The sequence below is a fragment of the Priestia sp. TRM10 genome (assembly GCF_057808375.1).
In genome coordinates this window covers 1,048,986-1,074,446 of sequence record NZ_JBJZOT010000013.1, presented here as the reverse complement: position 1 = coordinate 1,074,446, position 25,461 = coordinate 1,048,986, and the positions used below count along the sequence as shown (strand labels likewise).

Annotated in this window: 32 protein-coding genes and 1 pseudogene; 21 read left to right on the top strand and 12 right to left on the bottom strand. The window is 35.8% G+C overall.

All coding sequences use genetic code 11. The annotated features are described in order from the left end of the window. Positions 1-230: pseudogene (locus tag ACK3CR_RS16615) on the top strand (hypothetical protein); the annotation flags it as partial. 67 nt (positions 231-297) lie between these two features. Here ACK3CR_RS16615 and ACK3CR_RS16610 read toward each other — a convergent pair. Continuing rightward, positions 298-417: an IS3 family transposase gene (locus ACK3CR_RS16610; RefSeq protein WP_480380738.1), complete on the bottom strand. Its 120-nt coding sequence runs from the start codon at positions 415-417 to the stop codon at positions 298-300. A 490-nt stretch (positions 418-907) separates the two neighbouring features. Here ACK3CR_RS16610 and ACK3CR_RS16605 point away from each other — a divergent pair, with 490 nt between their 5' ends. The 3 genes from ACK3CR_RS16605 to cotJC are packed head-to-tail and all read left to right on the top strand — an operon-like array spanning position 908 to position 2,000. Then, positions 908-1,153, top strand: coding sequence for a spore coat associated protein CotJA (locus ACK3CR_RS16605; RefSeq protein ID WP_243510262.1), 246 nt, complete (start codon positions 908-910; stop codon positions 1,151-1,153). Then, the gene (locus ACK3CR_RS16600; RefSeq protein ID WP_061805904.1) at positions 1,150-1,410 is read left to right on the top strand and encodes a spore coat protein CotJB; all 261 of its coding nucleotides are present in this window, start codon (positions 1,150-1,152) and stop codon (positions 1,408-1,410) included. The genes ACK3CR_RS16605 and ACK3CR_RS16600 overlap by 4 nt, the downstream gene beginning before the upstream one ends. A gap of 20 nt (positions 1,411-1,430) precedes the next feature. Then, positions 1,431-2,000, top strand: a complete 570-nt coding sequence (gene cotJC, locus ACK3CR_RS16595; RefSeq protein ID WP_019395542.1) for a spore coat protein CotJC — start codon at positions 1,431-1,433, stop codon at positions 1,998-2,000. Between the two features lie 262 nt (positions 2,001-2,262). On the opposite strand, the gene ACK3CR_RS16590 is transcribed toward cotJC, so the two are convergent. From ACK3CR_RS16590 to ACK3CR_RS16570, 5 genes are all read right to left on the bottom strand, one after another. Beyond that, the gene (locus ACK3CR_RS16590) at positions 2,263-3,807 is read right to left on the bottom strand and encodes a multicopper oxidase family protein (RefSeq protein WP_430238820.1); all 1,545 of its coding nucleotides are present in this window, start codon (positions 3,805-3,807) and stop codon (positions 2,263-2,265) included. Positions 3,808-4,013: 206 nt separating this feature from the next. Further along, entirely contained in the window at positions 4,014-4,505 is a 492-nt protein-coding gene (locus tag ACK3CR_RS16585; RefSeq protein ID WP_328124693.1) for a DUF6843 domain-containing protein, read from the bottom strand. A 69-nt stretch (positions 4,506-4,574) separates the two neighbouring features. After that, positions 4,575-4,700: a CbrC family protein gene (locus ACK3CR_RS16580; protein WP_488975787.1), complete on the bottom strand. Its 126-nt coding sequence runs from the start codon at positions 4,698-4,700 to the stop codon at positions 4,575-4,577. 46 nt (positions 4,701-4,746) lie between these two features. Continuing rightward, positions 4,747-5,097: a CbrC family protein gene (locus ACK3CR_RS16575; protein ID WP_488975786.1), complete on the bottom strand. Its 351-nt coding sequence runs from the start codon at positions 5,095-5,097 to the stop codon at positions 4,747-4,749. A 38-nt stretch (positions 5,098-5,135) separates the two neighbouring features. Next, positions 5,136-5,780, bottom strand: a complete 645-nt coding sequence (locus ACK3CR_RS16570) for a DUF3885 domain-containing protein (protein WP_488975785.1) — start codon at positions 5,778-5,780, stop codon at positions 5,136-5,138. A 397-nt stretch (positions 5,781-6,177) separates the two neighbouring features. Here ACK3CR_RS16570 and ACK3CR_RS16565 point away from each other — a divergent pair, with 397 nt between their 5' ends. The 4 genes from ACK3CR_RS16565 (at position 6,178) to ACK3CR_RS16550 (ending at position 9,515) form a co-directional block, all read left to right on the top strand. Further along, entirely contained in the window at positions 6,178-7,392 is a 1,215-nt protein-coding gene (locus ACK3CR_RS16565; protein ID WP_488975784.1) for an MFS transporter, read from the top strand. A gap of 63 nt (positions 7,393-7,455) precedes the next feature. Further along, on the top strand, positions 7,456-8,202 hold the full coding sequence (locus ACK3CR_RS16560) for an alpha/beta hydrolase (protein ID WP_243510285.1): 747 nt from the start codon (positions 7,456-7,458) through the stop codon (positions 8,200-8,202). Between the two features lie 101 nt (positions 8,203-8,303). Beyond that, positions 8,304-8,624, top strand: coding sequence for an iron-sulfur cluster biosynthesis family protein (locus ACK3CR_RS16555; protein ID WP_488975783.1), 321 nt, complete (start codon positions 8,304-8,306; stop codon positions 8,622-8,624). A gap of 312 nt (positions 8,625-8,936) precedes the next feature. Then, a complete protein-coding gene (locus ACK3CR_RS16550; protein WP_410914939.1) occupies positions 8,937-9,515 on the top strand; it encodes a phosphatase PAP2 family protein in 579 nt (192 codons plus the stop codon). Positions 9,516-9,554: 39 nt separating this feature from the next. Here ACK3CR_RS16550 and ACK3CR_RS16545 read toward each other — a convergent pair whose 3' ends face one another. Further along, positions 9,555-10,175 (bottom strand): YcnI family copper-binding membrane protein, encoded by a 621-nt coding sequence (locus ACK3CR_RS16545; protein ID WP_243510293.1) that lies wholly within the window; start codon positions 10,173-10,175, stop codon positions 9,555-9,557. Positions 10,176-10,197: 22 nt separating this feature from the next. Continuing rightward, positions 10,198-11,766, bottom strand: a complete 1,569-nt coding sequence (locus tag ACK3CR_RS16540; RefSeq protein WP_488975781.1) for a copper resistance CopC/CopD family protein — start codon at positions 11,764-11,766, stop codon at positions 10,198-10,200. Between the two features lie 158 nt (positions 11,767-11,924). On the opposite strand from ACK3CR_RS16540, the gene ACK3CR_RS16535 reads away from it, so the two are divergent. Then, positions 11,925-12,740, top strand: coding sequence for a sensor histidine kinase (locus tag ACK3CR_RS16535; protein ID WP_243510302.1), 816 nt, complete (start codon positions 11,925-11,927; stop codon positions 12,738-12,740). A 3-nt stretch (positions 12,741-12,743) separates the two neighbouring features. Further along, a complete protein-coding gene (locus tag ACK3CR_RS16530; RefSeq protein ID WP_243510304.1) occupies positions 12,744-13,394 on the top strand; it encodes a response regulator in 651 nt (216 codons plus the stop codon). Positions 13,395-13,453: 59 nt separating this feature from the next. Here ACK3CR_RS16530 and ACK3CR_RS16525 read toward each other — a convergent pair whose 3' ends face one another. Further along, positions 13,454-14,017 (bottom strand): PadR family transcriptional regulator, encoded by a 564-nt coding sequence (locus ACK3CR_RS16525; RefSeq protein ID WP_243510307.1) that lies wholly within the window; start codon positions 14,015-14,017, stop codon positions 13,454-13,456. A gap of 159 nt (positions 14,018-14,176) precedes the next feature. Then, positions 14,177-15,409, bottom strand: a complete 1,233-nt coding sequence (locus tag ACK3CR_RS16520; RefSeq protein ID WP_480380745.1) for a cytochrome P450 — start codon at positions 15,407-15,409, stop codon at positions 14,177-14,179. 307 nt (positions 15,410-15,716) lie between these two features. Between ACK3CR_RS16520 and ACK3CR_RS16515 the strand changes: the two genes are divergently transcribed. Beyond that, positions 15,717-16,229, top strand: coding sequence for a DUF3231 family protein (locus tag ACK3CR_RS16515; RefSeq protein WP_243510314.1), 513 nt, complete (start codon positions 15,717-15,719; stop codon positions 16,227-16,229). A 205-nt stretch (positions 16,230-16,434) separates the two neighbouring features. Continuing rightward, complete coding sequence (locus ACK3CR_RS16510; RefSeq protein ID WP_243510315.1) at positions 16,435-16,599, top strand: hypothetical protein; 165 nt, start codon at positions 16,435-16,437, stop codon at positions 16,597-16,599. A gap of 97 nt (positions 16,600-16,696) precedes the next feature. On the opposite strand, the gene ACK3CR_RS16505 is transcribed toward ACK3CR_RS16510, so the two are convergent. After that, positions 16,697-17,245, bottom strand: a complete 549-nt coding sequence (locus tag ACK3CR_RS16505) for a helix-turn-helix domain-containing protein (RefSeq protein ID WP_480380746.1) — start codon at positions 17,243-17,245, stop codon at positions 16,697-16,699. 96 nt (positions 17,246-17,341) lie between these two features. On the opposite strand from ACK3CR_RS16505, the gene ACK3CR_RS16500 reads away from it, so the two are divergent. From ACK3CR_RS16500 to ACK3CR_RS16460, 9 genes are all read left to right on the top strand, one after another. Next, positions 17,342-18,067 carry an AzlC family ABC transporter permease gene (locus ACK3CR_RS16500; RefSeq protein WP_243510317.1) on the top strand — a complete coding sequence of 242 codons (726 nt, stop codon included), beginning with the start codon at positions 17,342-17,344 and terminating at the stop codon, positions 18,065-18,067. Beyond that, the gene (locus ACK3CR_RS16495) at positions 18,064-18,390 is read left to right on the top strand and encodes an AzlD domain-containing protein (RefSeq protein WP_243510318.1); all 327 of its coding nucleotides are present in this window, start codon (positions 18,064-18,066) and stop codon (positions 18,388-18,390) included. The genes ACK3CR_RS16500 and ACK3CR_RS16495 overlap by 4 nt, the downstream gene beginning before the upstream one ends. A 568-nt stretch (positions 18,391-18,958) precedes the next feature. After that, the gene (locus ACK3CR_RS16490; protein ID WP_243510320.1) at positions 18,959-19,621 is read left to right on the top strand and encodes a CAP domain-containing protein; all 663 of its coding nucleotides are present in this window, start codon (positions 18,959-18,961) and stop codon (positions 19,619-19,621) included. A gap of 551 nt (positions 19,622-20,172) precedes the next feature. Beyond that, entirely contained in the window at positions 20,173-20,784 is a 612-nt protein-coding gene (locus tag ACK3CR_RS16485; protein WP_019395518.1) for a chromate transporter, read from the top strand. Between the two features lie 22 nt (positions 20,785-20,806). Continuing rightward, positions 20,807-21,349, top strand: coding sequence for a chromate transporter (locus ACK3CR_RS16480; protein WP_040057838.1), 543 nt, complete (start codon positions 20,807-20,809; stop codon positions 21,347-21,349). Positions 21,350-21,436: 87 nt separating this feature from the next. Beyond that, positions 21,437-22,147, top strand: a complete 711-nt coding sequence (locus tag ACK3CR_RS16475) for an ABC transporter ATP-binding protein (protein ID WP_243510326.1) — start codon at positions 21,437-21,439, stop codon at positions 22,145-22,147. Beyond that, positions 22,144-23,325, top strand: coding sequence for an ABC transporter permease (locus tag ACK3CR_RS16470; RefSeq protein ID WP_488975780.1), 1,182 nt, complete (start codon positions 22,144-22,146; stop codon positions 23,323-23,325). The genes ACK3CR_RS16475 and ACK3CR_RS16470 overlap by 4 nt, the downstream gene beginning before the upstream one ends. A gap of 134 nt (positions 23,326-23,459) precedes the next feature. After that, positions 23,460-24,263: a glutamate racemase gene (murI, locus tag ACK3CR_RS16465; RefSeq protein WP_243510329.1), complete on the top strand. Its 804-nt coding sequence runs from the start codon at positions 23,460-23,462 to the stop codon at positions 24,261-24,263. A gap of 397 nt (positions 24,264-24,660) precedes the next feature. Next, positions 24,661-25,164 (top strand): DUF1648 domain-containing protein, encoded by a 504-nt coding sequence (locus ACK3CR_RS16460; protein ID WP_243510332.1) that lies wholly within the window; start codon positions 24,661-24,663, stop codon positions 25,162-25,164. Between the two features lie 42 nt (positions 25,165-25,206). Here ACK3CR_RS16460 and ACK3CR_RS16455 read toward each other — a convergent pair whose 3' ends face one another. Next, entirely contained in the window at positions 25,207-25,425 is a 219-nt protein-coding gene (locus ACK3CR_RS16455; protein ID WP_488975779.1) for a hypothetical protein, read from the bottom strand. Positions 25,426-25,461 lie beyond the last annotated feature (36 nt).

Sequence of the window (25,461 nt, the reverse complement as noted above, 5' to 3'; positions counted from 1 at the left end):
ATCTTGGACCAACTGGACCTACGGGTGCTACTGGCGATCTTGGACCAACTGGACCTACGGGTGCTACTGGCGATCTTGGACCAACTGGACCTACGGGTGCTACTGGCGATCTTGGACCAACTGGACCTACGGGTGCTACTGGCGATCTTGGACCAACTGGACCAACTGGACCTACGGGTGCTACTGGCGACATCGGACCGACTGGACCAACTGGACCTACGGGTGCTTAGGAAGTTAATAAAATAAAACCCCCGTGGTGTAGAGTTACCCCTGTTAAGTAGACAGCCATAAAAAAGACTAAACGACCAGTGTGTTTCGATATTGCATCGAGGCACACTGGTTTACCTTTTTCCAGAATTGTTCGTGATTATAAAACCAAATATAATCCTGAATAGCTTGAGAGAGTTTCCTTTCCATCTCACAAACAAAAAATAGTTATTTTCTGTTTTAAGAGGTAAAAAAAAGATTCAATGCATCAATTTCATTTTTATATTTTTATAATACATTATATATCACAATGCCTTTTTGCAGTTATTTGCGTCTCTTTCTAATCGTTGATATTTAAGATTTCTCCTTAGAATGAACTCTTGATTTTTACGTAGTCTTTTGTGGTTGTTTTTATTATTTATGCAATTGTTTCTGAACTCCTAAGCGCAAAATACTTTAGTAACAATGCCATATAACATCCTAAATAAAATAAAAAAGCCCAGATTCCTTGTCATAAAAGAGATCTGGGCTTTCTAGCTTTCTTGAAATCCATTATGTGAACTAAGAGTAAATATGGTATGCATTCTAAAAGCAAAAAAACTTCTGGTAGGTTAGTCAGGAATTTTTTCTGTTTTTAACATTAGTATATTTAAATATGCATATCATTAATCATAATGTTTTTTAGAGAAAGGGGTTCAGAATGCACAATAAAAAATCAACATTTACAACTTTAAAATCGTATAAACCTTTCCATAGTATGTATGATCCTTGCAGACCGATTGGTACTAAGTATTATTCTACGCCTCCTCAACTATATATGGGGTTTCAACCACCAAATATGCAACAATTTTCTCCTAGAGAAGCATTAAAAAAAGGAACATTATGGCCTGCATTTTGGGATTACTACGAGAATCCATATAAAGTAAAAAAGAGGGATGAAGAATGAAACAATTACCTCCAGAGTACTATCAAGAATTAGAAGAAATTCAAGCTATTGATTTTGTACTTGTAGAATTAACCCTTTATCTAGATACACATCCAAACGATCAGCAAGCAATGTTGCAGTTTAATGAATATGCAAAATATGCTAAGAAACTTAAAAGAAGTTTTGAAACAAAGTTTGGTCCTCTTCAGCAATATGGAAATAGCTATACAGATGCAAAATGGAGTTGGGGAACAATGCCTTGGCCATGGCAAATATAGTTTAGTAAAGGAGAAATCTTATGTGGGTTTATGAGAAGAAATTGCAATATCCAGTAAAAGTAAGTACCTGTAATCCGACGCTAGCAAAATACCTTATGGAACAATATGGTGGAGCTGATGGGGAATTAGCTGCTGCATTACGTTACTTAAATCAGCGTTATACAATCCCAGATAAAGTTGTGGGATTATTAAATGATATAGGTACGGAAGAATTTGCTCATCTCGAAATGATTGCAACAATGATTTATAAACTGACAAAAGATGCTACACCAGAACAATTAAGGGAGGCTGGATTGGCAGAGCATTATGTAAATCATGATAGTGCTCTTTTCTATAGTAATGCTGCAGGAGTTCCTTTCACAGCAACATATATCCAAGCAAAAGGAGACCCAATTGCAGATCTTTATGAGGACATAGCAGCAGAAGAAAAAGCAAGAGCTACATATCAATGGTTAATTGATATATCAGATGATCCAGATTTAAACGATAGCTTGAGGTTCTTAAGGGAAAGGGAAATTATTCATTCTCAACGTTTTCGTGAAGCCGTAGAAATATTAAAAGAGGAACGGGATAGAAAGAAAATATTTTAATACTATCTATTAAGGCATTATTGTAGGTTTTTAAAAATAACAAAGAGAATGTCGTTAGTAATGATGAGACTCTCTTTGTTATTTTATCTCTGATAATAACAACCATATAACTAAGATAGTATAGGATATCCAAAGTCAGTTTATAGTGAGATATTCCATATAAGAGAAGTTGTTTTCAATAAGAGGAACCACAGCTTCCATTTTTTACACACGGCTTATCTGGTTATCTCACCAACGAAAATCGATCACTCATCCTATCTCCTTATTTATCATCATTCAAATCCTTAGGATCTATAACCGTAAATGGACGCATCATGTCATAGTCCTCATGTTCTAAAATATGACAATGCCAAACATAATTCCCCGTGTAAGGGCCAAATCGGGCTATGACACGTGTGACTTGGGCAGAGGGAGCTGCTATAGTGTCTTTCCACCCTCTTTCGTTGGCTTTCGGGCGTATGGCTGGGCCGGTATATACAATTTGGCCATCTTGATTATAAAGGTCAAGATCAAATGGACGGCGATCTAAAACCTGAAATTGAATCAAATGAATATGAATCGGATGTGTGAAGCCAGTGATGTTGATTAATGACCAAGTTTCCGTTGAACCTAAACATGGCTTTTCCGTCACAGGTGCCGACCACGCTTTATTATTTAATAACAGCAAAGGTCTACCGTATTTATCAGTCGAACCTGTAAGTTTCAGATTTCGAATTGTCTTTACTTCGTTTTGCTCAAGAGAAGGAATGTGGGATAGGTATTTCGGAATGACAGTTTTATCCTCTCCTTGTAGAGGTAGGCTCACTTTAAATTGCATGACTTCCCCTGTGTTATCATCTGGATTTGCATTAGGACCAAGATCATTTTTTAAAGTTATGGTTTCGCCTTCATGTTTAGAGAAATCGAGAATAAAGTCTACGCGTTCTGCTGGCTCAATTGCAAATTTTTTCAAGTGTACGGGTTTTTGTAACAGGCCTCCGTCTGAACCGATTTGATGAAAAGACTGCCCAGAATCAAGATACAATTGATAAGCCCGAGTATTCGAGGCATTCAGTAGTCGGAATCGGTATTTGCGTGGTTCCACTTCTAAATATGGCCATACCTTTCCATTGACAAGAATGGTATCTCCCAGAAAAGCCGGAGTAATTGAAGGATTCGGTAAATTTTCAGAAGGATTGTTCGGTTTATCTGGATAAAAAAGTGAACCGTCCTCGTTGAATGATCGGTCCATAATCATAAGTGGGATTTCGTAGTCGCCTTTTGGTATATTTAACGAGTTTTCCTTTTCGTCGCGAATGATATACATACCAGCGAGTCCAGCATAGACGTTGAGTCTTGTAATGCCCATAGCGTGATCGTGGTACCAGAGTGTTGAACCCCGTTGATGATTGGGATACTCGTATATTTTTCTTTCAAAAGAAGGACCTACCTCTTTAAATCCTCTGGTAAACCATGCCTCTGGATAGCCATCACTAGATGGTCGAGTCTCACTTCCGTGTAAATGGACGACCGTCCGTACTTCTGGTTGATGGGCAACGTGGTGTATCGATCGGTCAACTGGAAGGAAATGCGTATTGGGGAGATTGTTAGTCCATTTGACTTGAGTACACTCCCCCTGATTGACATCAATGATGGGGCCCGGAAACTGGCGATTATATCCCCAGAGACGTGTCGGTTGTAAATCTCTGTGCAGTTTTTGATAAAATTCCTCCATTCCAATTTCGTAATAAGATTCCTTTTTGCTTCTCCGCTCTGGTTTAGCAGTGTTCATGAGTGGTAGCTGATCCACAAACTTCATGAGATTCATGGGTTTCATCTCCTGTGTGATTAGGTTAGAAATTTAATATATTAGATGATAAATTCCTATTATTGATTGGGCCCTTTAATTGTTTTTTGAATTCTTTTATCTTTTTAGAAGGCTTAGTGGTAATGAATCGTTTTGGTTTTTTGCAAAATAAAAAGGACCCATTGGCCCTTTATTTTATATACTTCACTTATTCGATTGTCTTTTATTTATTCAGACTTGTAGTATTTTTTAGTAATGTCCTGAACTACGGAATCAAACTTATCTTGATCTACCCCTCCACCAGCTGTCATAAAATCTTGACTACACTGCGATTTTGTAATTTCCATGCCTGTATAGCTCATCTCAATTTTATTCGGTGTATCGGGTTCTATTTCTAAGCTACCATTGGCTAAAAGTCGGACACATTCCTTATTAATTTCAGTCCTCTTTCCTTTCTCATCTACGTAATAATATTTATCTGTTATGGTTCCATAATCCATATCTGGAGTAGAAGTTACTGAATATCCTTGATTATTAATATCATGAACTTCGTAGTCGCCTTCCTTTTTAATTTCTGGAGCTCCCTTTACATTATAAAACGCAATAACATACCCTTCATAACCTTCAGGAATAAGATAAATATCATTTGTTTTTTCACTGTCGGATCCCCCGACTAAAGTAAAAAGGGTAAAAGATAAAGCAAGAAGTTTTTCTAACAATTTATTTTCCACCTTTCTTCTGCCCTTTTCCACAGTAGATTAGGATAGATAGCGTTCTCCTTAGTAAAATCACCACATATCTATACAAAAACGATGTTTTCCACATTTTAAACATTGAAAGAGATATCCCTCAGCGCTCCTCTTACTTAACAACTTCTTAAGTTCGTCTATGTTGTTTAATCGATAATCGCTCATGATCTCGTGTAAATCTTTTTGTAGTTCTTCCTGTAAGGGCTCAATTTCAGGCCATCTTCCTAACCGATAAAAGCACAAAATCCCCACAATGTGCAAGCCAGCGTTCTTGCTGCCAACCACTGTAACCTGGGGTACGGTAAATAAGTTCTTCTATATATCCCTCTTTCTCTACTTCTTCACAACAGGTTCCATCTTGAAATTCGCCATCATACTTTTTAGCTGCTGAACCATCTGCTATACACCATGGACAGATTCCTTCCACGTCTTCTATAGAATAAAAAGGACCTGTATACGTGTACTCCCTTTTCTTTTTACAAACAGGACACAACGTTTCTTCTTTTTCAATAAACTCTAGTTCTAAGGCATTCGGATTATATCTGAAGACTGGTAGTTCCATCTATCTTGACCTACTTTCTATCCTCTAATCATTTTAATCTATAAACCATTGAAAACCTTATCAATCTCAGGCTTGTCATAATCTAAAATCCAATTGTTATATCTTTTGTAAATATGGCTTATACTCTCGGGAGAAGTTGCCAATACATCACACCCTCTGTCATCATAAACGTGAAAAATAGTTTCCTTATCAACATTTACAAAATAAACTCTATTAAAGATACTCGGTCTTATTCCTAAATCCTGATTACAAATTGCTTTCAGCAAGGAAACATACTTAAAATCATATGTTTTACATTTAAGAGCAAATCTATGAGTCTTGTATTGTGCTTCTTCATCATCTTCAGGAAAAACGTAAGGCTTTATTTGGTGATTCAACCTGTATAACAGCGGTTTTTCAACATAAGGAGAAAAGTTTCCTAACTTACGTTTAATACTTTTTCCTTCATTGAAATCATTTACATCAATCACAATAAAAATATCATCAGAGGAAGAATGTAAAGATTCAAATAGAGTAATGGCTCTCTTATAACATTCCTGTATATAAAATTTATTGGGGTAAGCATATTCCCCTTCCCCCTCTACTCCCAGTTCAAATCTTATACCAACATCCCAGCTATAAAACAAAGGTGGTCTAAGTTCTAAATTCGGGAACGTTTTATGCATATAGTCCTTTAAGAGCATTTTAGTACCTCACAGTATTCAATTTATATAGAAAAATACATTTCATTATTTTCTATATTATAGCCTTTCTGCTTTTTTTCCAATATCAACCTTAATTTTTGGAAAAAGTCGTCCAAATCTTTTCCGAAAACCTAAAAATTCTATAAACCGAAACAAATGTGGTCAATTTCTACTGTAAATGCCGAGAAACATTGATAACTAATATGCATCAATTTCATTTTTATAATACATTATACATCATAGAAATTCAGTGCTAACATAGAAGTAGAAGCAAACTCGAGTATGTGTTCAGTCAGCATTTATATTGTATTTTTTATAAAAGGGCCCTTTATTACTGAAAGGATTGTTAAAACAATGATAAATATCATTCACACCCAAAGGTTGGTGCGAGTATAAAATGGGCTTTATTCAAAAAGGAACAGCAGTTTATCGAAAAACAAATTTTTCTTTTTTTGCGGCAGGCTTTAATACATTTGCAATTCTATACTGTATGCAGCCCCTTCTCCCACATTTCACAGAAGAATTTCATGTTACACCAGCACAGGCGAGCTTAGCGCTCTCCCTTTCAACAATCTCACTTGCTATTGGTATGTTAATATTTGGATCACTTTCAGAAGCATGGGGACGGAAACCTGTCATGGTAATCTCTATGATTGCTGCTTCTGTTATCTGTATTCTGACCCCGTTTAGTCCGGATTTTCACTGGCTGTTAATTTTGCGGACGATTGAAGGCATTTCTTTAGCAGGTCTGCCTTCAATTGCTATGGCTTACCTTGGGGAAGAAATTGAGCCGAAAAGTTTAGGTTCTGCAATGGGGCTTTATATATGCGGGAACGCAGTTGGAGCTACGTTTGGCCGCGTTATTGTTGGCTTGTTAACCGAATTTATGAGCTGGCAGTGGGCCATTTTGATTGTTGGAATCATTAGCTTTATTGCAAGTGTAATTTTTTGGAGAAACCTTCCGCAATCCAAAAACTTCATAAGCAGTCCCCTGAAACTTTCAACATTAACAGGCTCACTTTTTCATCATTTGAAAGACCCTGGCCTTCTTTGTTTATTCGGATTAGGTTTTTTGCTGCTAGGAAGTAATGTTGCCCTTTTTAACTATATTGGCTATGTATTAGTTGCACCGCCTTTTTCTCTTAGTCAATCAGCGGTAAGCTGGATATTCCTTCTCCTTATTATAGGGATGTTTAGCTCTGCTATATCAGGACGGCTTATAGGAAAATATGGCCGTCGTCAAACCTTAATTTTCGGATTATTTCTTCTATGCTTCGGTGCCTTTCTTACAATCAACGGACACTTAGTTGTTAAGCTTGTTGGTTTAGGATTTTCTGTATACGGCTTTTTCAGCTGCCATTCGATTGCGAGCAGCTGGGTTGGAAAGCGTGCTGCAATCAATAAAGCGCAAGCCTCGTCTCTTTATCTATTCCTCTATTATACGGGATCTAGCGTTGGAGGAACGGTAGGCGGTTTCCTATGGCCTTACTTTGGTTGGGAAGGCGTTGTGGGTCTTGTACTTTGTTTCGTTCTCGGTGCCTTTCTGCTTACGTATTTTCTTATTAAAGCAGAGCAAAAAGCTGTCCATAAATCACATGAGGCTCATATTTAATGAGAAAAGGCAGACTTATAAAAGTCTGCCTTTTGTAAATATATTGTTGGGGAAGTGAAAAACATGAAGCTAGTTCCACCAAAACCTTTTTTCCTTAGAAGCGGACCTCACGCTGTCCTACTTTTACATGGATTCAAAGGCAGTACTGGCCACGTCAAAAAACTAGGACGCTTTCTACAAGCTAAAGGGTATACATCATATGCTCCGCTTTATAAAGGTCATGGAAAATCACCGGAGGAATTACTGAATACTTCAACAAAAGACTGGTGGGAAGATGTATTAGCAGGATATCAAACACTAAGAAATGAAGGATATCACGAAATCGCTGTTGTAGGGTTATCGATTGGTGCTTTATTTTCTTTGAGCTTAAGTACAAAACTTCACGTAAAAGGTGTTGTATCAATGTGTGCACCTTTAGAGATTATCAGTCGAGATGTACTGCTTCAAAGTATTGTTGACTATGCTAAACAGTATAAAAAGTTGGAAGGAAAAAGTGACAATTGCATTAATCTAGAGATAGATACCTTTAATACACAACCTGAAGATACAATAGAGTCAGTCCTCTCCTTTATAAAGCGCGTAAAGAAAGAGCTTTCATATGTAAACGCTCCAACGTTGGTTGTGCAAGGACGTCTTGACCAGCAGATTAACGCTGATAGTGCAAACTTGCTTTATAATAGCATCTCTTCTATACATAAAGATTTGAAGTGGTATGAGCATTCTGGCCATGTCATCACATTAGACCGTCAAAAAGAAGAACTTCATAGAGATGTTTATCAATTTTTAGAAACCCTTTCATGGACAACATAAGAATGAAGAAAAGCATTTTGCTGCTTTAGCAAAGATTATATTGGGTATATAAAGGAATAGGCCCTTTCTTTCACAATACAGTAAGAGGAGCAGAATAAAACATGAATTTAATTGTTAAACCGTCAGCATCAGAAGCATTAAACGAAGTGTCTTTTAACGAGACGGAGGGAGTTCGTATAGAAGCAATTTTTGTAGGAAGTTGTTCTCTTTATGTAGATCATGACCTGTGGATTGATGAAAAACAAACAGAAGATATAAAGGTTGAAGTGGAAGGTATTCCTTTTCTTATCTCTACTGATTCATTAAAGTATCTCCCCAAAAAGTTATATGTAGACTATAATCCTACTTTAGGATATAAGCTTTCTTCTGACGAGGAAACATTTAAATATAATCTTCGTATAACAAGAAGAGAAAACAAGTAGGAAAATAAGATAATAAGATCCCCCCAACTATCTCTAAGTTGGGGGGATTTTATTGCCTTCTTTACTGTAAATAAAACAAAACGCTTAGCTTTTTTATTTTTCATCTATAAATACCCTTATAAGAATGATTCCCTCTTACAAGTTATATAACTTAAATAAGAGAGCCATTTTACTTTTTTTCAAAGAAACTGCAACAAATTTTCCTTTTTAACGTCCTTTTAAATGTTGTTTCTCTTGTTTTATATAAATATAAAAAATGGCTTACTTGGATGCTAAACAAGAGAATGTAATAGAAATTAAAGGGGTTTTTGAATGAGTATTGGAGATTTAGATTATTCGTGGTTTGAGTGGGTGAACAGTAAAGCAGATCACAATGTGTTTTTAGATCATGTTATGATTTTCTTTGCGGATTATTTGCAGTATGCTTTTGCGCTATTGCTTGTTGTTTTATTTCTTATCAACCGCAATTACTCACGCGTTATCGCAATGCAAGCTGGTTTTGCACTTGTACTCGGGTTCGCTGTCAACCGTGTGATTCGCTTTTTCTTTTTTAGAGATAGGCCGTTTGTATCACATGAGGTGAATCAATTAGTTGAACATAGCACAAGCTCCTCGTTTCCAAGCGACCATGCTACAGCTGCCTTTGCTATTGCTTTCACCATTATTTTATGCGGTTCTCGTACTCGCTACATATGGGGAATACTTGCGATTGGGATTGCTTTTTCACGAGTATGGGTAGGTGTACATTATCCACTTGATATTATGGCAGGAGCATTAAACGGCATCATTATGGCTTCTTTCACTCACTATATTGTCTTTAAGCTAAAACCATTAAATCCTATTTTTGAAAGCACATTTTTTTCCGGAAGAAATACAACGCGAAACGTCTAAAAAAAGAGACGCCCTTTCTAGGACGTCTCTTTTTTACATTTATTTTTTTACAAATGAGCGCATAAGAGCAACAGCTCCTAGGATAACAGCAATAATAGAAAGGATTAGAGGAACATTAGATGTTGAATTGTCCTCAGTTTCTTCGTTATCTGTTGTTTCTTCTGTAGCAACACCATGTGCGTCTGTTGTTGTATTACCTTTTACAACTTTTGTAACGGATGCTGGTAACTCTGCATCTGCTGGTCCTTCCCAAGCGACAACAGAGCCGTCTTTATATGTTTGATACGCTTTCCAAGCAATTTTCTCCGCTGAATCGCCAACTTTACCTTGCATGCTAAACTCTCCAAACTCTGTTGCTGAAAGTCCTTCACCAGTTGCTGTCCATGTTACACTCTTAATTAATCCTGAAGAATCTTTTTCAAGCTCATACGTCCAGCCAGGCTTTGGCTCAAAGCGTGAAATTTCCACATCTTTTGGAATGTCAATTTTCACTTTTGTTGTTGGAATGTCTTTTTCAGTGGGAACACGGACTGTGAATTTTTCATATGATCCTTGTGTTACTTCTTGTGGATAAACAACAACGTGTGCACTTGCAGCTCCTACAAAAGAAATAGTTGATAGTACAAGAGCAGCTAAAATCGTCGTTACTTTTTTCTTCATCATATTATCCTTCTTTCCTATTTTAATGATCAAAAACTTGAATGTTTTTGTGAATAATAAATTCATCTAACTCTGTTGTAACCACTCTAACCGAGAGGTCCCACTCTCCGGCATATGGAAGTACAGCTTCACTCGTTTTGTAAGACGATGAATCTTCCTTTTCAAGCGGGATTTCAATAGATTCTTCTTTCCCTTTTCCTTTTGGCGTTAACGTAGCTGTTACCATTTGAATCGAAGAACCGTCTTTAGGTTGTGACGGACTAACAATAATTGCAAAGTTTCCTTGTTGCAACGTACTTGTTTTGGTTACGATGTACATTCCTTGTTGCTCTTCTTTCCATAACAACGGTTGATTTTGCGGAATTGGGTTCAAATGAGTAATAATCCCGACAATTAGCACAATTAGTGCCATTAGCGTTACATCTAAAGTAAGCAGCTTTTTCAAATTAGTTTGCTCATTTTTCTTTAACGCATTCCGGACTAATGCTCCGACGATAAGCACCACGCACACAAGCCCGACTTTTACAAGAAGTAAAATCCCCCACGTCGTATAAAAAATCACGCTAATGTTTGGTACAATCATCAACGTATATAAAATACCGGTTATGATTAGTAAAAGTAAGCTAAAGAGTGCCGTCTTTGAAAACTTCGGCATAAATAGCAGAACGTCTTCTCTATGCTTCTTAAAGAAAAGCAGAAGATATACAATCCCTCCAGCCCATAATGCAGCTGTAATGAGATGAATAAAATCAAGCATGATCGTGTAGTACGGTATGTTTGTTGCAACAGCATGACCGTTTAATGTACTAACTAAAAGAACAAGCCCTGCCCATACAAAATCAAAGCCTTTGTGCTTTGAAACAAGAAAATAACCGATAAATGCTAAAAAAAGTGAAAGAATCCAAGAAAGTCCTGTGGGAGAACTAAAGATAAACGTGCCTATTTTGGAAGCGGAGGAACCATTTAATACGTTCATCGCTTGCACTACAATGCTTAACAATAAAAAGACCATGTAGTTTAAATAAATTCCTTTGTACTTTTGACCATAAGTCTCCTCATTTTCTTTAGTTTGAAACGGAATGAACCATTTCCACAACACCCATCCTACCGATAACAAAAGAAGAAGATAATAACAAACTTGCACAATTGATAACAAGATGTTATAAATTGCGTCGCCCCCCTGTTGGAATCCAACATTACGGTCTGTTACAGGACCTGCTATTTTTTCACCAACTGAGAATATGTACGTTCCTTTTACAGGGTGTCCGTCAGCTGAAATAATAGAATAGCTTAACGTGTAGATTCCTTTTGGCTGATTCGGAACGTCTAGCGAAATCGTTTTGTGATCTTCACTAATGACAGCTTTTTTCTTTGTAATAACCTCTCCTTTGTCATCTCGAACTTTAAGATCAAACACTTCTCCATCTAGTCGTTCATTAAATGTAAGCGAAACTTCGTCTGGCATTTCTTTTAGCTCACTTTGCTCCTCTGGCGTGGCCTTTAAAAGAACAGCGTGTGCAGATGTTTTTAAAGGATGAAATACAAGCAGAAGCAAAAAGCATAAAAGCAGCGGTACTTTTTTGTTCATCATATTTGTTGCTCCTTACCTCTTTAATACTCCTTGTTCATTATAAGAGAAAGTAAAAATTAAAATAATAACTCAAAAGAGTGATTTTGATTAAAAAATAGAGCAAACGTTACAACAAATGATAAAATATAGACACATTTGAAAAGAAACAAGGTGAGAATTTGAGTTATAAAGGAATTAAATGGCTAATTTTAATATTGCCAACGGTTGCAATTGGTCTTTGGGAATATAGTCGTCATGCTTTCTTGCTTCCCTATATTTCGATGGAGACAGGAAATATTCTTTCCCCTCTGTTTGTTTTTATGATTACAATCGTCTTTTTACGCAAGCTGTTTGCGATTTTAGAACGTATGCATGAAGAGTTAAAAACTGAGAAAGCGAAAAAAGCGGCTTTGCTTGAACGGGAAAATTTAGCACGCGAGCTTCATGACGGGATTGCTCAGTCGCTTTTTCTCTTGTCTGTAAAAGTAAATAAATTTGGACGTCATCACGGCCTTCAAGAAAATGAAGATTTCCAGAAAATCAAACAAACGCTTCAGCACGTTCACGATGATACAAGGCAAGCGATTACGAATTTAAAATATGCTCCAACCCACACTACTTTTAGCTGGAAAGAACGTATTCATCAATACAAAGAAGAGCTGGAAAATCAGCACTTTATGCGCGTTCATCTTCAGTGGAAAATCAAAGAGGATACCCTTTCTTCTAAAGAAAAAGTTGAGCTTTTTGCGTGTATTAAAGAAGCAGTCACAAACGTAATGAAGCATGCCAAAACAAATGAAATTTGGATACTTGCTAAAGAAACAGAAAATGGTTGGTTTTGTTATGTAAAAGATAAAGGAACAGGCTTTACTCTCCCTATCCATGAAGGATATGGACTTCAAATTATGAAAAATCGAGCTCGTGATATGAATTGGGAGTTTTCAATACGACGGGAAAATAATGAAACAATTGTTGAACTAAAAAAGGAGGCGTAATAAATGGAGGAAAGATCTTTTAGAATTTTAATTGTTGATGACCATGCTCATGCAAGAGAAGGCATTCGAGATATACTTGAAGAATATGAAGACTTTTTAATTGTTGGCGAAGGTCGAAATGGGAAAGAAGCGCTTGAATTAACAGAAAAGCTAATGCCAGATATTATTTTAATGGATATTCAAATGCCTGTTATGGACGGTCTTGAAGCAACAAAAAGAATCAAGCTTCAATTCCCATATGTAAAAATTGTAATCATCACCGTGTCTGATGATATTACAGACTTGTTTAATGCTTTGAAACAAGGAGCTCAAGGCTATTTGTTGAAAAACATTCAATCTGATTCTTGGTATGAATATTTGAAAGCTTTTGCGCTAGATGAAGTGCCAATGTCAAAAGAAATTGCCTTTCAAATCTTAAAAGAATTTCCTCAAAATAAAAAGGAAGAGACAAAAGAAACTCCTTTGTCTAATCGGGAACTTGAAGTATTGCATCTTGTCGCAAAAGGCCTTTCAAACCGGGACATTTCGGAATCTCTTTTTATCTCAGAGCATACAGTAAAAAGTCACTTAAAAAACATTTTAAGCAAACTTCACCTTGAAAATAGGGTCCAGCTTACAAGCTATGCATTTCAACAAGGGCTGATGGACTCTTAATCTTACTTGAATATTTATACTTATCAAAAAAACGGTCCAACATATTGTTGGGCCGTTTTTTATTGTTTTTGTTTAAGAAACGCAAGAAATTTTTCTAGGCCTGCTAAGTTGAAATCTATGGTTTCATTAAAATGGTTTTTAACAAAATGATAATCTTCTTTTTCTCCATAGTCTATTTCAGTTTCCCTACTTTCCCACCATTCTGCAGCACTTTCATTTATTAACTGTTCCCTTTGTTTCTTTACTTTTTCAATTGCTTCTTGAACAAGAAACATAACAATTTGAAGATCTACATGTTTTAAAAAAAGGATGGATGAATAGACTGTTTTGATATTTGAAAAGTTTTTAAAGCTTTTATAAATATCTTCTTTTAATACTTCTCGTCCTTTATCTGTAATAGCGTACATTGTTTTATCAGGACGATTTACTTCACGCACAACTTCTACTTTTTGAATAAGTTCTTTTTTTAGTAACGTATCAAATCGATAATACAATGTACCGTCTTTTATTTTAAGGTTTTCCTCATCGCTTAAATTCCTCAAGATCGTTTTCTTGATTTCATACGGATGACTGTGACCTTCACTTAGAATACCAAGGATAAAAATCTCCAGTGACAGTGACATAAAATGGCCCCACTTTCTAACAGTTTCAACAAATAATTGTGATTAATATTATTTCCATCTCAGTGTACCTTAAATTTCTTAGCGTTTCTATCATGTCAATAAACATTAGTATAGCTCAAAAAAGAGCAGCCCAAAAGAGCTGCTCCTTTTTGTTCGTATTTACTTATATACTTTAAGAGGAAGATGTGTTAAAGATTGACCTGTTGCTGAATCTGTTAAATTCTCTTCTAATTCAAATCCTTCTACAGGCTCAATTTTAGAAAATCTTTGCACAAATTCTTCGAGTGCAATCTGCCCTTCTAATCTTGCAAGCGGTGCACCAAGACAAAAATGCGCGCCACTTCCAAATGTTAAATGCTTTTTATTGTTGGAACGATGAATATCAAGTGAAAATGGATTTTCAAATACTTCTTCATCAACGTTTGCAGCACTCATCCATGCAATTACGACATCTCCTTTTTTCAGAGGAACACCAAGCAAATCGTTATCTTGTTTTACAGTACGGTCTCTTCTTGACATATGAAAGCGATAGCGGAGCATTTCTTCTACCGTATTCGGCACTAGTTCTATATTAGTGCGCAATTCTTTATATATGGATTGATCATCATATAAAAGCGCATAAAATGTATTAGCTAACATATGACTTGTTGTTTCAATACCCGCTCCTAAAATCATCATTGTTATGCGAACAATTTCATCATCTGTAAACTTCTCGCCGTCTACTTCTGCCCGAATTAAATCTGAAATAATATCATCTGAAAGATTGAAGCGTCGTTCTGCTACGTATGGATAAAGGTACTCGTAATATTCTTTCGCAGCCTTTTGTTTTTGTGCTTCAATATTTTCTTGTTTGTTTTTATCAAACGGCTGGAAGAGAATATCAACCCATTTTTTAAATAGCATTTGATCAGTATTTGAAAGACCAAACAAATCAGCCATAACTACAGCTGGTAGAGGCGCTGTCAGAACTTGAACAATGTCATTTTCACTGTTTCCCTCTATATTATCCAAAAGGTTTCTAACAATTTGGCGAATACGCGGCTCCCACTCTTTCAAACTTCGCGGTGTAAAAGCTGCAGATAGCAATGAACGACTTTTACGATGTGCTGGCGGATCTACACTTGTGAGCTGTACTTTATCAGGAGTTTGACCTTCTTTACTTTTAGCGCCAACAGAAATTGTTGTTCGTTCTCCTTCACTTGAGAAAAATTTATAGTTACTCAGCACTTCTTTTACATGTTTATATTTAAAAACGTTCCATGTGTTGGTTTCCTCGTGAAAATAGACAGGATCTTTTTCAAGCTTTTCCTTATACCAATTAATTGGAAAGAATTCATCTGATCGTTTCTTAGCCTTCATAATCTCTTTAAGTGCAATAACTTCTTTTTCCATAAAAATCTCCCTTCCCATTTTAATAGTAAGATTTTTTTCATTTAAAGACTCTTCACTTTTGATAATAAGACAAGATTTTCAGTTCACTCATTATATAGTACTCTAATTAGAGTACTTTACTAAGATAATGATACTTGAATTATTTGATTTTTGTCAAATAATTGCTTGTTTTTTAATCTGCTTCACACAGAAGGATTAGAATAGAAAACATTAGGTTAAAGAATAGCAACAAAGCTTTTGGATAATCTAAATATGTCCATTGTTAAAAGATGGAGCAAATTTATGACCTTAATAAGGAGGAATCAAAATGGGTATTTTAAGTGGAAATCCAAAAGATGAACCAATGCATTATGGAGAAGTATTTGGGTTATGGTCGTTCGTTAGTGTGACAAAAGGGTGTTTAGCAGCTTATCAAACTTATTTAAACCATATCGGTGATAAAGATTTACATAAGCTAATTTTAGAAGTGATTGATCAATGTAAGCAAGAAATTAAAGAAGGTGAAGCACTTCTAAAAGAAAACGGAGTTGGCCTTCCCCCTTCTCCCCCAGAACGTCCTGAAGCATGTTTAGAAGATATCCCAGTCGGAGCAAGATTTCAAGACATGGAGATTTCCGCTGCTGTCTCAATCGAAATCGGAGCAGGACTAGTAACTTGTAGCCAACTTATTAGTCAATCAATTCGAGAAGATTTAGCGACGATGTTTGCTCAAATTCACATGCAAAAAGCTACAATTTCAGCAAAGTTTTTACGCCTTAATAAAGAAAAAGGTTGGTTAGTTCCTCCCCCTCTTCATACATTCAAGCAAAAAGATTGCTAATAAAAGTCACTCTTCTGACGCTCTAATGGAAGAGTGACTTTTTATTTTTTTGTTCTTTAGAGAAAGAACGAAGCTTTAGAAGTGATACAAACACTTTCGTAATTGGAAATATATGTTAAAATTTAATTATCTTGAAGCTCATTCATTCTATTGTCTTTATCATGTAACTTCCTTGAACTTTATCTAATAAGTAAGGAGGAATAGGATGAAAAAGAAGCTGATATTTGCTTGGGTTGCTTCCCTGTTCGCTCTCTTTGGTCAATTACTCTATTTCATAGGAGTCTCCGCATTTACAGAAGAATGGAGTTATGCGATGTGGAGTGCTGTGGTTAGTATGGTGATTGGAGTACCAAGTATGCTAAGAACGTGAAAGCAGCAAAAAATGCAACATCTAAAAGAATAAACAAACAAGCGGCCTGTTCATAAGGCCGCTTGTTTGTTTTATGTAAAACGGGTTAAAAGCGTTGTTATTCTGAATAATACATCAGTAAGAAGAAGCTTGCAGGTTGTGCTGATGTATTCATATAACTATGAGAAAGGTTCCCCATAAAGTTAAGCGCATCCCCTGATGAAAGCAGATGCTCTTCATCTTGGAACTTTATCGTAAGCTCTCCTTCTTTCATTAATAAGTACTCTTCTCCTAAGTGTGTTTTTGCTTCATGAACACAGCCAGACTCAAGGGTTACAATATAAATTTCAAATTTTTTCTCAGGATGATAAGGAAAAAACGGATACACGCGGTATTTTTCTTCGTCATCTGTGATCGCATTTAAATCTTCTATATGCACTTTTCGAACATCTGGCTTGTCCTCTTTAATAAATTCTGAAAACGAAATATTAAGACCGTTCGCAATCTTCCACAGGGTTGTAACGGTTGGACTTGATTTCCCTTTCTCAATTTGAGCAAGCATTGCTTTGCTGACACCTGTTAATTCTGAAACGTTGTCAAGTGACAAGCCGCGCTGCTTTCTAAATTTCATAAGGTTGTTTCCAATAATATGCTGAATTTCTTCCATTAGAAATCTCCTTTACGGTGATTTTAATTTATTATAACATAGCGTTGTTCAATATGATAAATATATGTATAATATAATATACAAGGAGGCGATAATTTGATTGCTGAAAAAGCTGCAAGTCATAAAGAGAGTCACGCTCCCACCTTTTTGCAAGGCGTGAAAGATTGTATTCCAACTCTCTTAGGCTACATAAGTATTGGATTAGCTGCAGGTGTTGTTGGTGTTGCATCGCATTTGAGCGTTATGGAAGTTGCCCTTCTCTCTCTACTCGTTTATGCAGGAGCTGCCCAATTTGTTATTTGCGCTTTACTTGCTTCACATAGTTCTATCTCTGCTATTATTTTAACAACTTTTATTATTAATTTACGACATCTTCTTTTAAGTGCGACGCTTGCTCCACACTTCTCTCAACATTCTTTATTAAAAAACATAGGAATTGGAATGCTTGTAACAGATGAGTCATTTGGTGTTGCTTCAAGCAAGATCGCAAAAAATGAAAAGCTAACAGATCGTTGGATGAATGGACTAAATATAACAGCTTATGTCTTTTGGATTTTATCATGCACTGTTGGAGCTCTATTCGGCAACTTAATTTCAAACCCCGAAAAGTTCGGTCTTGATTTTGCCTTACCAGCAATGTTCATCGCGCTGCTTGTCTTGCAGCTTGAAAGTATTATCCCTGAAAAAGTAAAACATTATTTACGATTGATGATTTACATGGTTATTGCAATGATTGTTCTTTCCTTTTTTGTTCCTTCGCATGTAGCCGTTATTCTTTCTACGGTTATTGTAGCAACGATCGGGGTGGTGAGTGATAAATGAATGTAAACAGCACAACACTTCTTATTATTTTAGGATGTGCCATTGTTACCGTTATTCCCCGCGTTCTTCCGTTTATTATAGTGCGGAACGTTGCGCTGCCACAACCCGTATTAAAATGGCTCTCTTATGTGCCAATTTGTATTCTGACAGCGCTTGTTGTTGAAAATTTTATCATTCACACAGAACAAGGGTTAAAAATAGACTGGACTGTGATTTCTGTCATTATTCCAACCGCTCTTATTGCCATTTGGACAAAAAGCTTATCATTGACTGTTATTGTTGGTGTTTTACTTATGGCAGGAATCCGCTACTTTATATTTTAATATATACGATAAAAAGTCTACAAAGATAGTTTGTAGACTTTTTATCTTTGTAAAAGTTAGAAATCACCCTTGCCTCATCCCCCCATATTTTCTCCCTATTTCCATTTTTATAAGTAGAAATACAATAATTTCTAACACTTCTTTTTTCATAGTTATAAAGTTACACAAAATGGTATAATATCTCTTATCATATCCCTCTATTTCACCTAGGAGGCAAATTATTAATGAAGAAAAAACAACTCTATTTTTCTATTAGCAGTTCTCTTTTAGCCTTAGGAGGGGGGCTCTTCTTATTCTAACAAATGAAAGAACAGCATGAGGAAAATAAACGAATTGGAGAAGCATGTCTTAATCAAGAAGGTACCGTTATAATGGAACGAGAAGCATTCTTTCTTATGTCTAAAACATCATGTGAGACACATTAATAAACAAGACCTTTTAACCTATTAAAATGTACCTATTTGAATTCAAAGTACCAATCTTGGAAGGATTTACACCTAGCTTTCCCTTTTTAGCCACGCTATTGTATTAACGAGATTACAATATACATAGCTAAGGAGAGAGCATAATGAAAAAAACGATTATTGCATCTGCTTTGGCCCTGTCTATTGCAGGCGGAGCTGCAGCAACAAGTACAAGTGCCATGACAATGTATAAGGAACCACCTTTTGAAGCATATAAAGTAGACAAAGGAGACACTTTCTACTTTATCGCGAAACGTTATGGATTAGATTATAAAGAGTTAATGAAATTAAACCCAAACGTTGATCCATATAACATGAAAGTTGGTTCTATTCTTCGTTTAAAACCTGAAAATCAAAGCACAACTACACCAACTTCTTCTCAATCAAGCGTAAGTGCCTATGAACAAGAAGTTGTAAAACTTGTAAACGCAGAACGTGCAAAAGCCGGTTTACAACCACTTCAAGTTGATAACGAAGTTGCAAAAACAGCTCGTCTTAAATCACAAGATATGCATGACAACCACTACTTCGATCATAATTCTCCTACATATGGTTCACCATTCGATATGATGAAGCAGTTTGGAATTACATATAAAGCAGCTGGAGAAAATATTGCTCAAGGTCAGCAAACACCTGCTGAAGTAATGAAAGCTTGGATGAATAGCCCTGGTCATAAAGCAAATATTTTAAGCAGTAAATACACTCACATTGGTGTTGGATATGTAAAAGACGGAAACTACTGGACACAGCAGTTTATCGGAAAATAAAAAAGAGGCCTTCTAACGTAGAAGGCCTCTTTTTTATGTCATAAACTCAGTATCCAGAAAAGTTGGCTATCCTTTTAAAAGAAAAAGCTAAATTTGTATGTAATCAAGAGAAATTTCGCGAAAACTTAAGAAAAATAGAGTATACCCCTCAAAATCCCTTTATGTTTTCGTTTTCATGGAAAATGTACCCGTTTTCACTCTCTTTGTCAAAAGCAAGGGTTATGTTCGATAATAATAAAAGATTATTTCGTAAAGGAGATCGGTATCATGAAAAAATGCATCTCACTATTTGAAATGTTAAAAATGACTTATAAACAATCTATGACGAGCTACGGCGAAGCAATCATTAAAGTAAAAGCTAAATAAACTTCTTGGTTTATTCACTATACCCTATTTTGTTGAAAACTTAACTTCTAAATTTTAGATATCATATAGGACTCCAACTCGGATGTCCTATTTTTTATGTATATTTGTCTCTCTTGTAGTTGACAGTGTTATAATAGGAAAGAAATTATAATTTACATACTCTTTGCTAGGAAAGAAGGACACTTATGAAAGAAGAATGGAAAAAGCTTTTTCACATCTTTTGGGCATTTTTAAAGATTAGTCCTGTTACATTTGGTGGCGGATATGCAATGATCCCGCTTATCGAAAAAGAGATTGTTGAAAAGCGAAAATGGCTAAAAAAAGAAGAAGTAACAGATGTTCTTGCCCTTTCACAATCTGTGCCTGGGGCTGTTGCTGTGAATTCAGCTACTTTTATTGGACAAAGAGTTGGCGGTGTAAAAGGGCTAATTGCTGCTGCTCTTGGCGTTTCCTTGCCAACGTTCGGAATTATTCTTGCACTTGGGATTTTATATATTTTCATTCAAGATAATCCAAAAGTAGAAGCTGCTTTTATGGCTATTCGCGCTTCCGTTGTAGCACTTATCTTATACGCGGCCATAAAAGTGAGCAGAACAGCTCTTTTAGACAAAACAACCATTGCCATTTTTATCGTAGGGATTCCCCTTTTATTTCTGTTCCATCCTATCTTAATTATTCTTTTAGGCGGCATTATAGGCATTGCTGTTGTTTCTATTAAAAAACGTCTTGGTTATACCGTCACGTTCGAAAAAGAAGAAGAGGATGAAGAAGATAAATACTGGCACTATATGATTTAACTTGCAGGAAGGGGAAAAATTTGTGCTGTTATGGCAGCTTTTTAAAACATTTTTTATTATTGGTTTAGTTTCTTTTGGAGGTGGATATGCCATTATTCCCGTTATTCAAACCGAAGTATTAAGACACGAATGGATGACGCCTCAACAATTCACAGACATGATTGCAATCGCCGGTATGTCTCCTGGTCCGATTGCCACAAATAGCGCTGTTCTTGTAGGATACTCGATGGCAAATTTACAAGGAGCGGTGGTTTCTGCGCTTGGAATTCTTCTTCCTTCTGTCATTCTCGTTCTTATTATCGCTTTAGCGTTTCAAAAACTCCATCATCATCCCATCGTAAAATCAGTATTCTATGGCCTTCGCCCTATTGTGGTTAGCTTAATTATTTATTCAGCAATCAAATTTGCTGTTTCAAACGGCCTTGTTAGTCTAGATGCTTCTTTTCATACGATAAGCTTAATCGTAATTTGTGGGTTATCTCTATTTGCGCTTTTAAAGTTGCGCTGGAATCCGGTTTACGTAATTATTTTATCAGGGCTTGTAGGCATCGCCCTTTATTCATAAAAAAGAGACTTCATCATGAAGTCTCTTTTTTATGAATAAAGTATTTTTGTTATAATAATGTTAAAAAGGAAATTAAAGGATTTTTTTATGATTTCTGTAAATATTGAAAAAGCGGGTTATCTACGAAATCAAGAAATTATTTCTAATGTCCATTTCACGATTGGAAAAGGACAACTTGTAGGACTTATTGGATCAAATGGAGCGGGGAAAAGTACAACAATTAAATCTATCATTGGTACAATTCCCTTCTTAAAAGGGAAGATTACTAAAACAGAAAATGAAATTCAAACGTATGTACCTGAACACCCTTCGTTTTATCATTATTTAACACTAAGGGAACATATTCGCTTAAAAGCTTCCCTCCACCACATTCCTAAGGAAATTTATAAAAAAAGAGCACAGGAGCTTCTTTCTCTTTTCAATTTAGACACAAAACTTGATCATTTTCCAATTCACTTTTCAAAAGGAATGAAACAAAAAGCAATGCTGCTTTTCTCCTTTATAACAGAAGCTGACTTCTTTATCATTGATGAACCTTTTATCGGACTTGATCCAAAAGCAACAAAAGATTTACTTCACCTCATTGAAAAGGAACGAAAAAGAGGAGCCTGTATTTTAATGTGTACGCATGTGTTGGATACAGCTGAACGCCACTGTGACTCTTTTGTACTTCTCCACGAGGGAAAAATACTTTCACAAGGGAATCTTGAAGAGATTAGACAAAAAGCGGGGTTACCTTCCAAACCACTTCTTGAATGCTTTTACAAACTCCAAGAAAGCGAGGAAGCCCTAAATTGAATGCTTTGGCTCTTTTTAGACAAAAACTACGTGAAACGATGCGCTATTATACGTCTATTATAAAAACGATTGCTGATTGGACTGTTTGGTTATACGTCTTCATTCCTGGAATGTCATTTCTCATCGTTTTCTATCTGTATTACTTAGGAAATACGTCTCCTTCCTTTATTCACTTTATGGAGAGATATCTGTTTTTTGTTTTCTTTTTGTATCTTTTATGGGGGAGAATACGCACTTTTCTAGAGAAACCAGATGAAGTATTTTCAACTCTCAATAAACCATTTATAAGAAAGATTGTTAGTTTTGGAGTCTTATATTCAAGTGGAAAGATTATCGTCACTAACTTTCTTCTCTTTGCGCTTCTCTACCCTTTTTTACGTGATCTTTCCTATTCACTTTCTCTCTCTGCTTATATTATAACAGGTGCGATTTTACAACTTTTCCGTTCGCTTTGTTTTCACATAATTGAAACGAGAAGATGGCGATATACTGTGCAATGTTTAGTAAAACTCTCCACAGTTTTTGTTATTGCATTAGCTCTATACAGCATTCTTTACATACATAGCCTATCTCCTTTTATTTGGGGCTTTGGCAGTTTATTTGTTATATTGCTTATTACTGTAAAAGTGAATGAACCCTTTTTCATTGACAAAGAGATTGAAAGAGAATTGTTAAACAGCCATCGCCTTCGGGAAATCATTCTTCAGCAAGCAGATGCGCTTGATTATAAATCAAAGCCAAATCGTTTATTTAAAGAAACGTATTTATTTAGAAATGAAACAATAGAAAATACAATTATTGATTCTTTTATTAAAACAACGGTTCGAAATTCCAAAACGTTGCGAATGATTGCACAGGTTGTGTTGTATTCACTTATCGCCATTATCGTTATTTCGAATACGTTGATGAAAGAAATTTCCTTACTGTTTGTCTTGTTTCTTTTCAAACAGGTTATGAATAACGAATGGCGTTTATTTATTCAATCTTTAAAAGATCAACCGCTACTCAATATACAAAAAGTCCATAAACTAGCTCTAAAAGTTACCGTAACCCCATATTTCTTTGGGCTCGTTGTTTTTGGAACAGCAACAGTTCTTTTTTATTCTCTCAAAGAGGCCATCCTATTCCTCATTGGAAACGGCATTTTATATTTTCTTGCTAAAAGAAAATATTTTTAAGAATAAACGCTTATTCTTTTTAGTTCATTTGCCCCGTTTATGCAAGTCCGACTGTTCAACACGGCTATGTTTCGGTATAATAGTTATGGAAATTTTAGTTATACATCATATTATAAAAATATCAGGTGAACAAAATGAAAATTGGTTTCTTTGACTCAGGACTTGGTGGGATTTCTGTTTTGCATGAAGCTGTAAAACATTTTCCTAACGAAAGTTTTTTATACTATGCAGATACACTGCACGTTCCTTATGGAAGCAAAACAAAAGAAGAAGTAAAATCCTACGTTCTGCAAGCAGCAGAGGAAATTATAAAACAAGATGTAAAAGCGCTCGTTGTAGCATGCAATACAGCAACAAGTATTGCAATTGAAACATTAAGAGCTACGTACAACATCCCTATTATCGGAATGGAGCCTGCTGCAAAGCCAGCGCTTGAGATTAGTCGTTCCTTAAATAAACGAGTCCTTGTTTTTGCTACTTCGCTAACGCTTAAACAAGCTAAATATAAGCATTTACTCGAGACGATTGACGATCAATCTTTAATTGATTCGATTCCTCTTCAAGAACTTGTTCAATATTGTGAAAATCTGAACTTTGATCAGGACACCTTAAAAGCCTATTTTCAGTCGAAAGTACAAGGGCTAGATCTTCAACAATATGGTACTGTTGTACTTGGATGCACTCATTTTCCTTTTTATAGAGGACTTCTTCGTGATATGTTTCCACCATCTGTTCAATTTATTGATGGAAGTATCGGAACTGTTAAAAGGTTAGAATACGTATTGAAGGAGCGCAATATGTTGAACACTGCTGGTGATCAAAGCGTAACATTTACATCTTCAAGCGGCGCAAAAGAGTACGAACAAAAGATGAAAAAAGCTTTTCACTTTCTTGAAAAAGGAAAACATGAAAAAGTTCAAAAAACCGACCTTGTATAAACAAGGTTGGTTTTTTGTTTCTTATCCTATCACGTCTTTAACAAATTTCTACAACCCTTTCTCTTTGGCTCCTTATTCCTTTCTTGTACTAACATAATATCTTGATATTTCTCACCCCGTAAATGAGCCATCATCACTTCTCCCTTTTCGTTTGTGAGCTCGAAATATAGACTTAAACTGAAGAATAGTTTGGTAGCAGAGAAATGATTTTTTTATATACTGAACAGCAGTCTTTACAAATAATGGAATAGGGTATACTTTCACTAAAATCACTCCTTAAGTTCAAATATTTCCACTATAAAGAGGAACATAGTGAGAAGTTCAAGTACTTTTTTAAATAAAAATCAGAAAACTTTTCGCTTCTTTGTTCGTATAGTAAAATAAGGAGGTGAAAAATATGCACTCATCAAATCGACCGCTTCTAAACATTCCTCGAACAAAGAGAGAGAAAATCTGGAATGCTGTTGGAATCCTGTTTTACATTGGTTCTATTTTGTTCTTACTTTTTTCCTGGTATGATCTCCCCTCTAAAGTTCCTGCTCACTACAATATAGCAGGAGAAGTGAACAGATGGGGATCAAAGTGGGAGCTACTTTTACTTCCAGGCATAAGCACTTTTCTTCTTATCTTAATGACATTGCTTGAAAAATCCCCAAACGTTCATAACTATCCAGAGCGTTTTAACGAAAACAATGCCGCTCAATTCTACTTAAACAGTCGTAAGCTTGTAAATATGCTAAAAAATATATGTTTGATAGTGTTTTCCCTTATTGTATTTGAATCTGTCTCTATTTCGCTCGGTTGGGGATTACGTATAGGAATATGGTTCCTACCATTTATGCTTATAAGCACTCTTCTTCCAATCGTTATAAGCCTTTTAGAGCGCAGACATATTAAATGAAGAAAAGCCATTGAGTAAACAATTTCAATGGCTTTTCTTTTTTCAAATATCTTCAATAGGAGCGTTTACTTGCAAATCTTCATCGAACTGTTTACCAAATTGTTCGTCTTCAAAGCGATACGGATACGGTGGATATACAGGATAATATGGATACACAGGATATATAGGATAACCTGGGTAATATTCTGGATATGACGGATAATACGGCAGACGCGGTTTTGGATGACCTTGATAATCATCTGATGAATAAGATGATTGCATTTCTTCAGTAAATTCTTAATACATATATGACCCTCT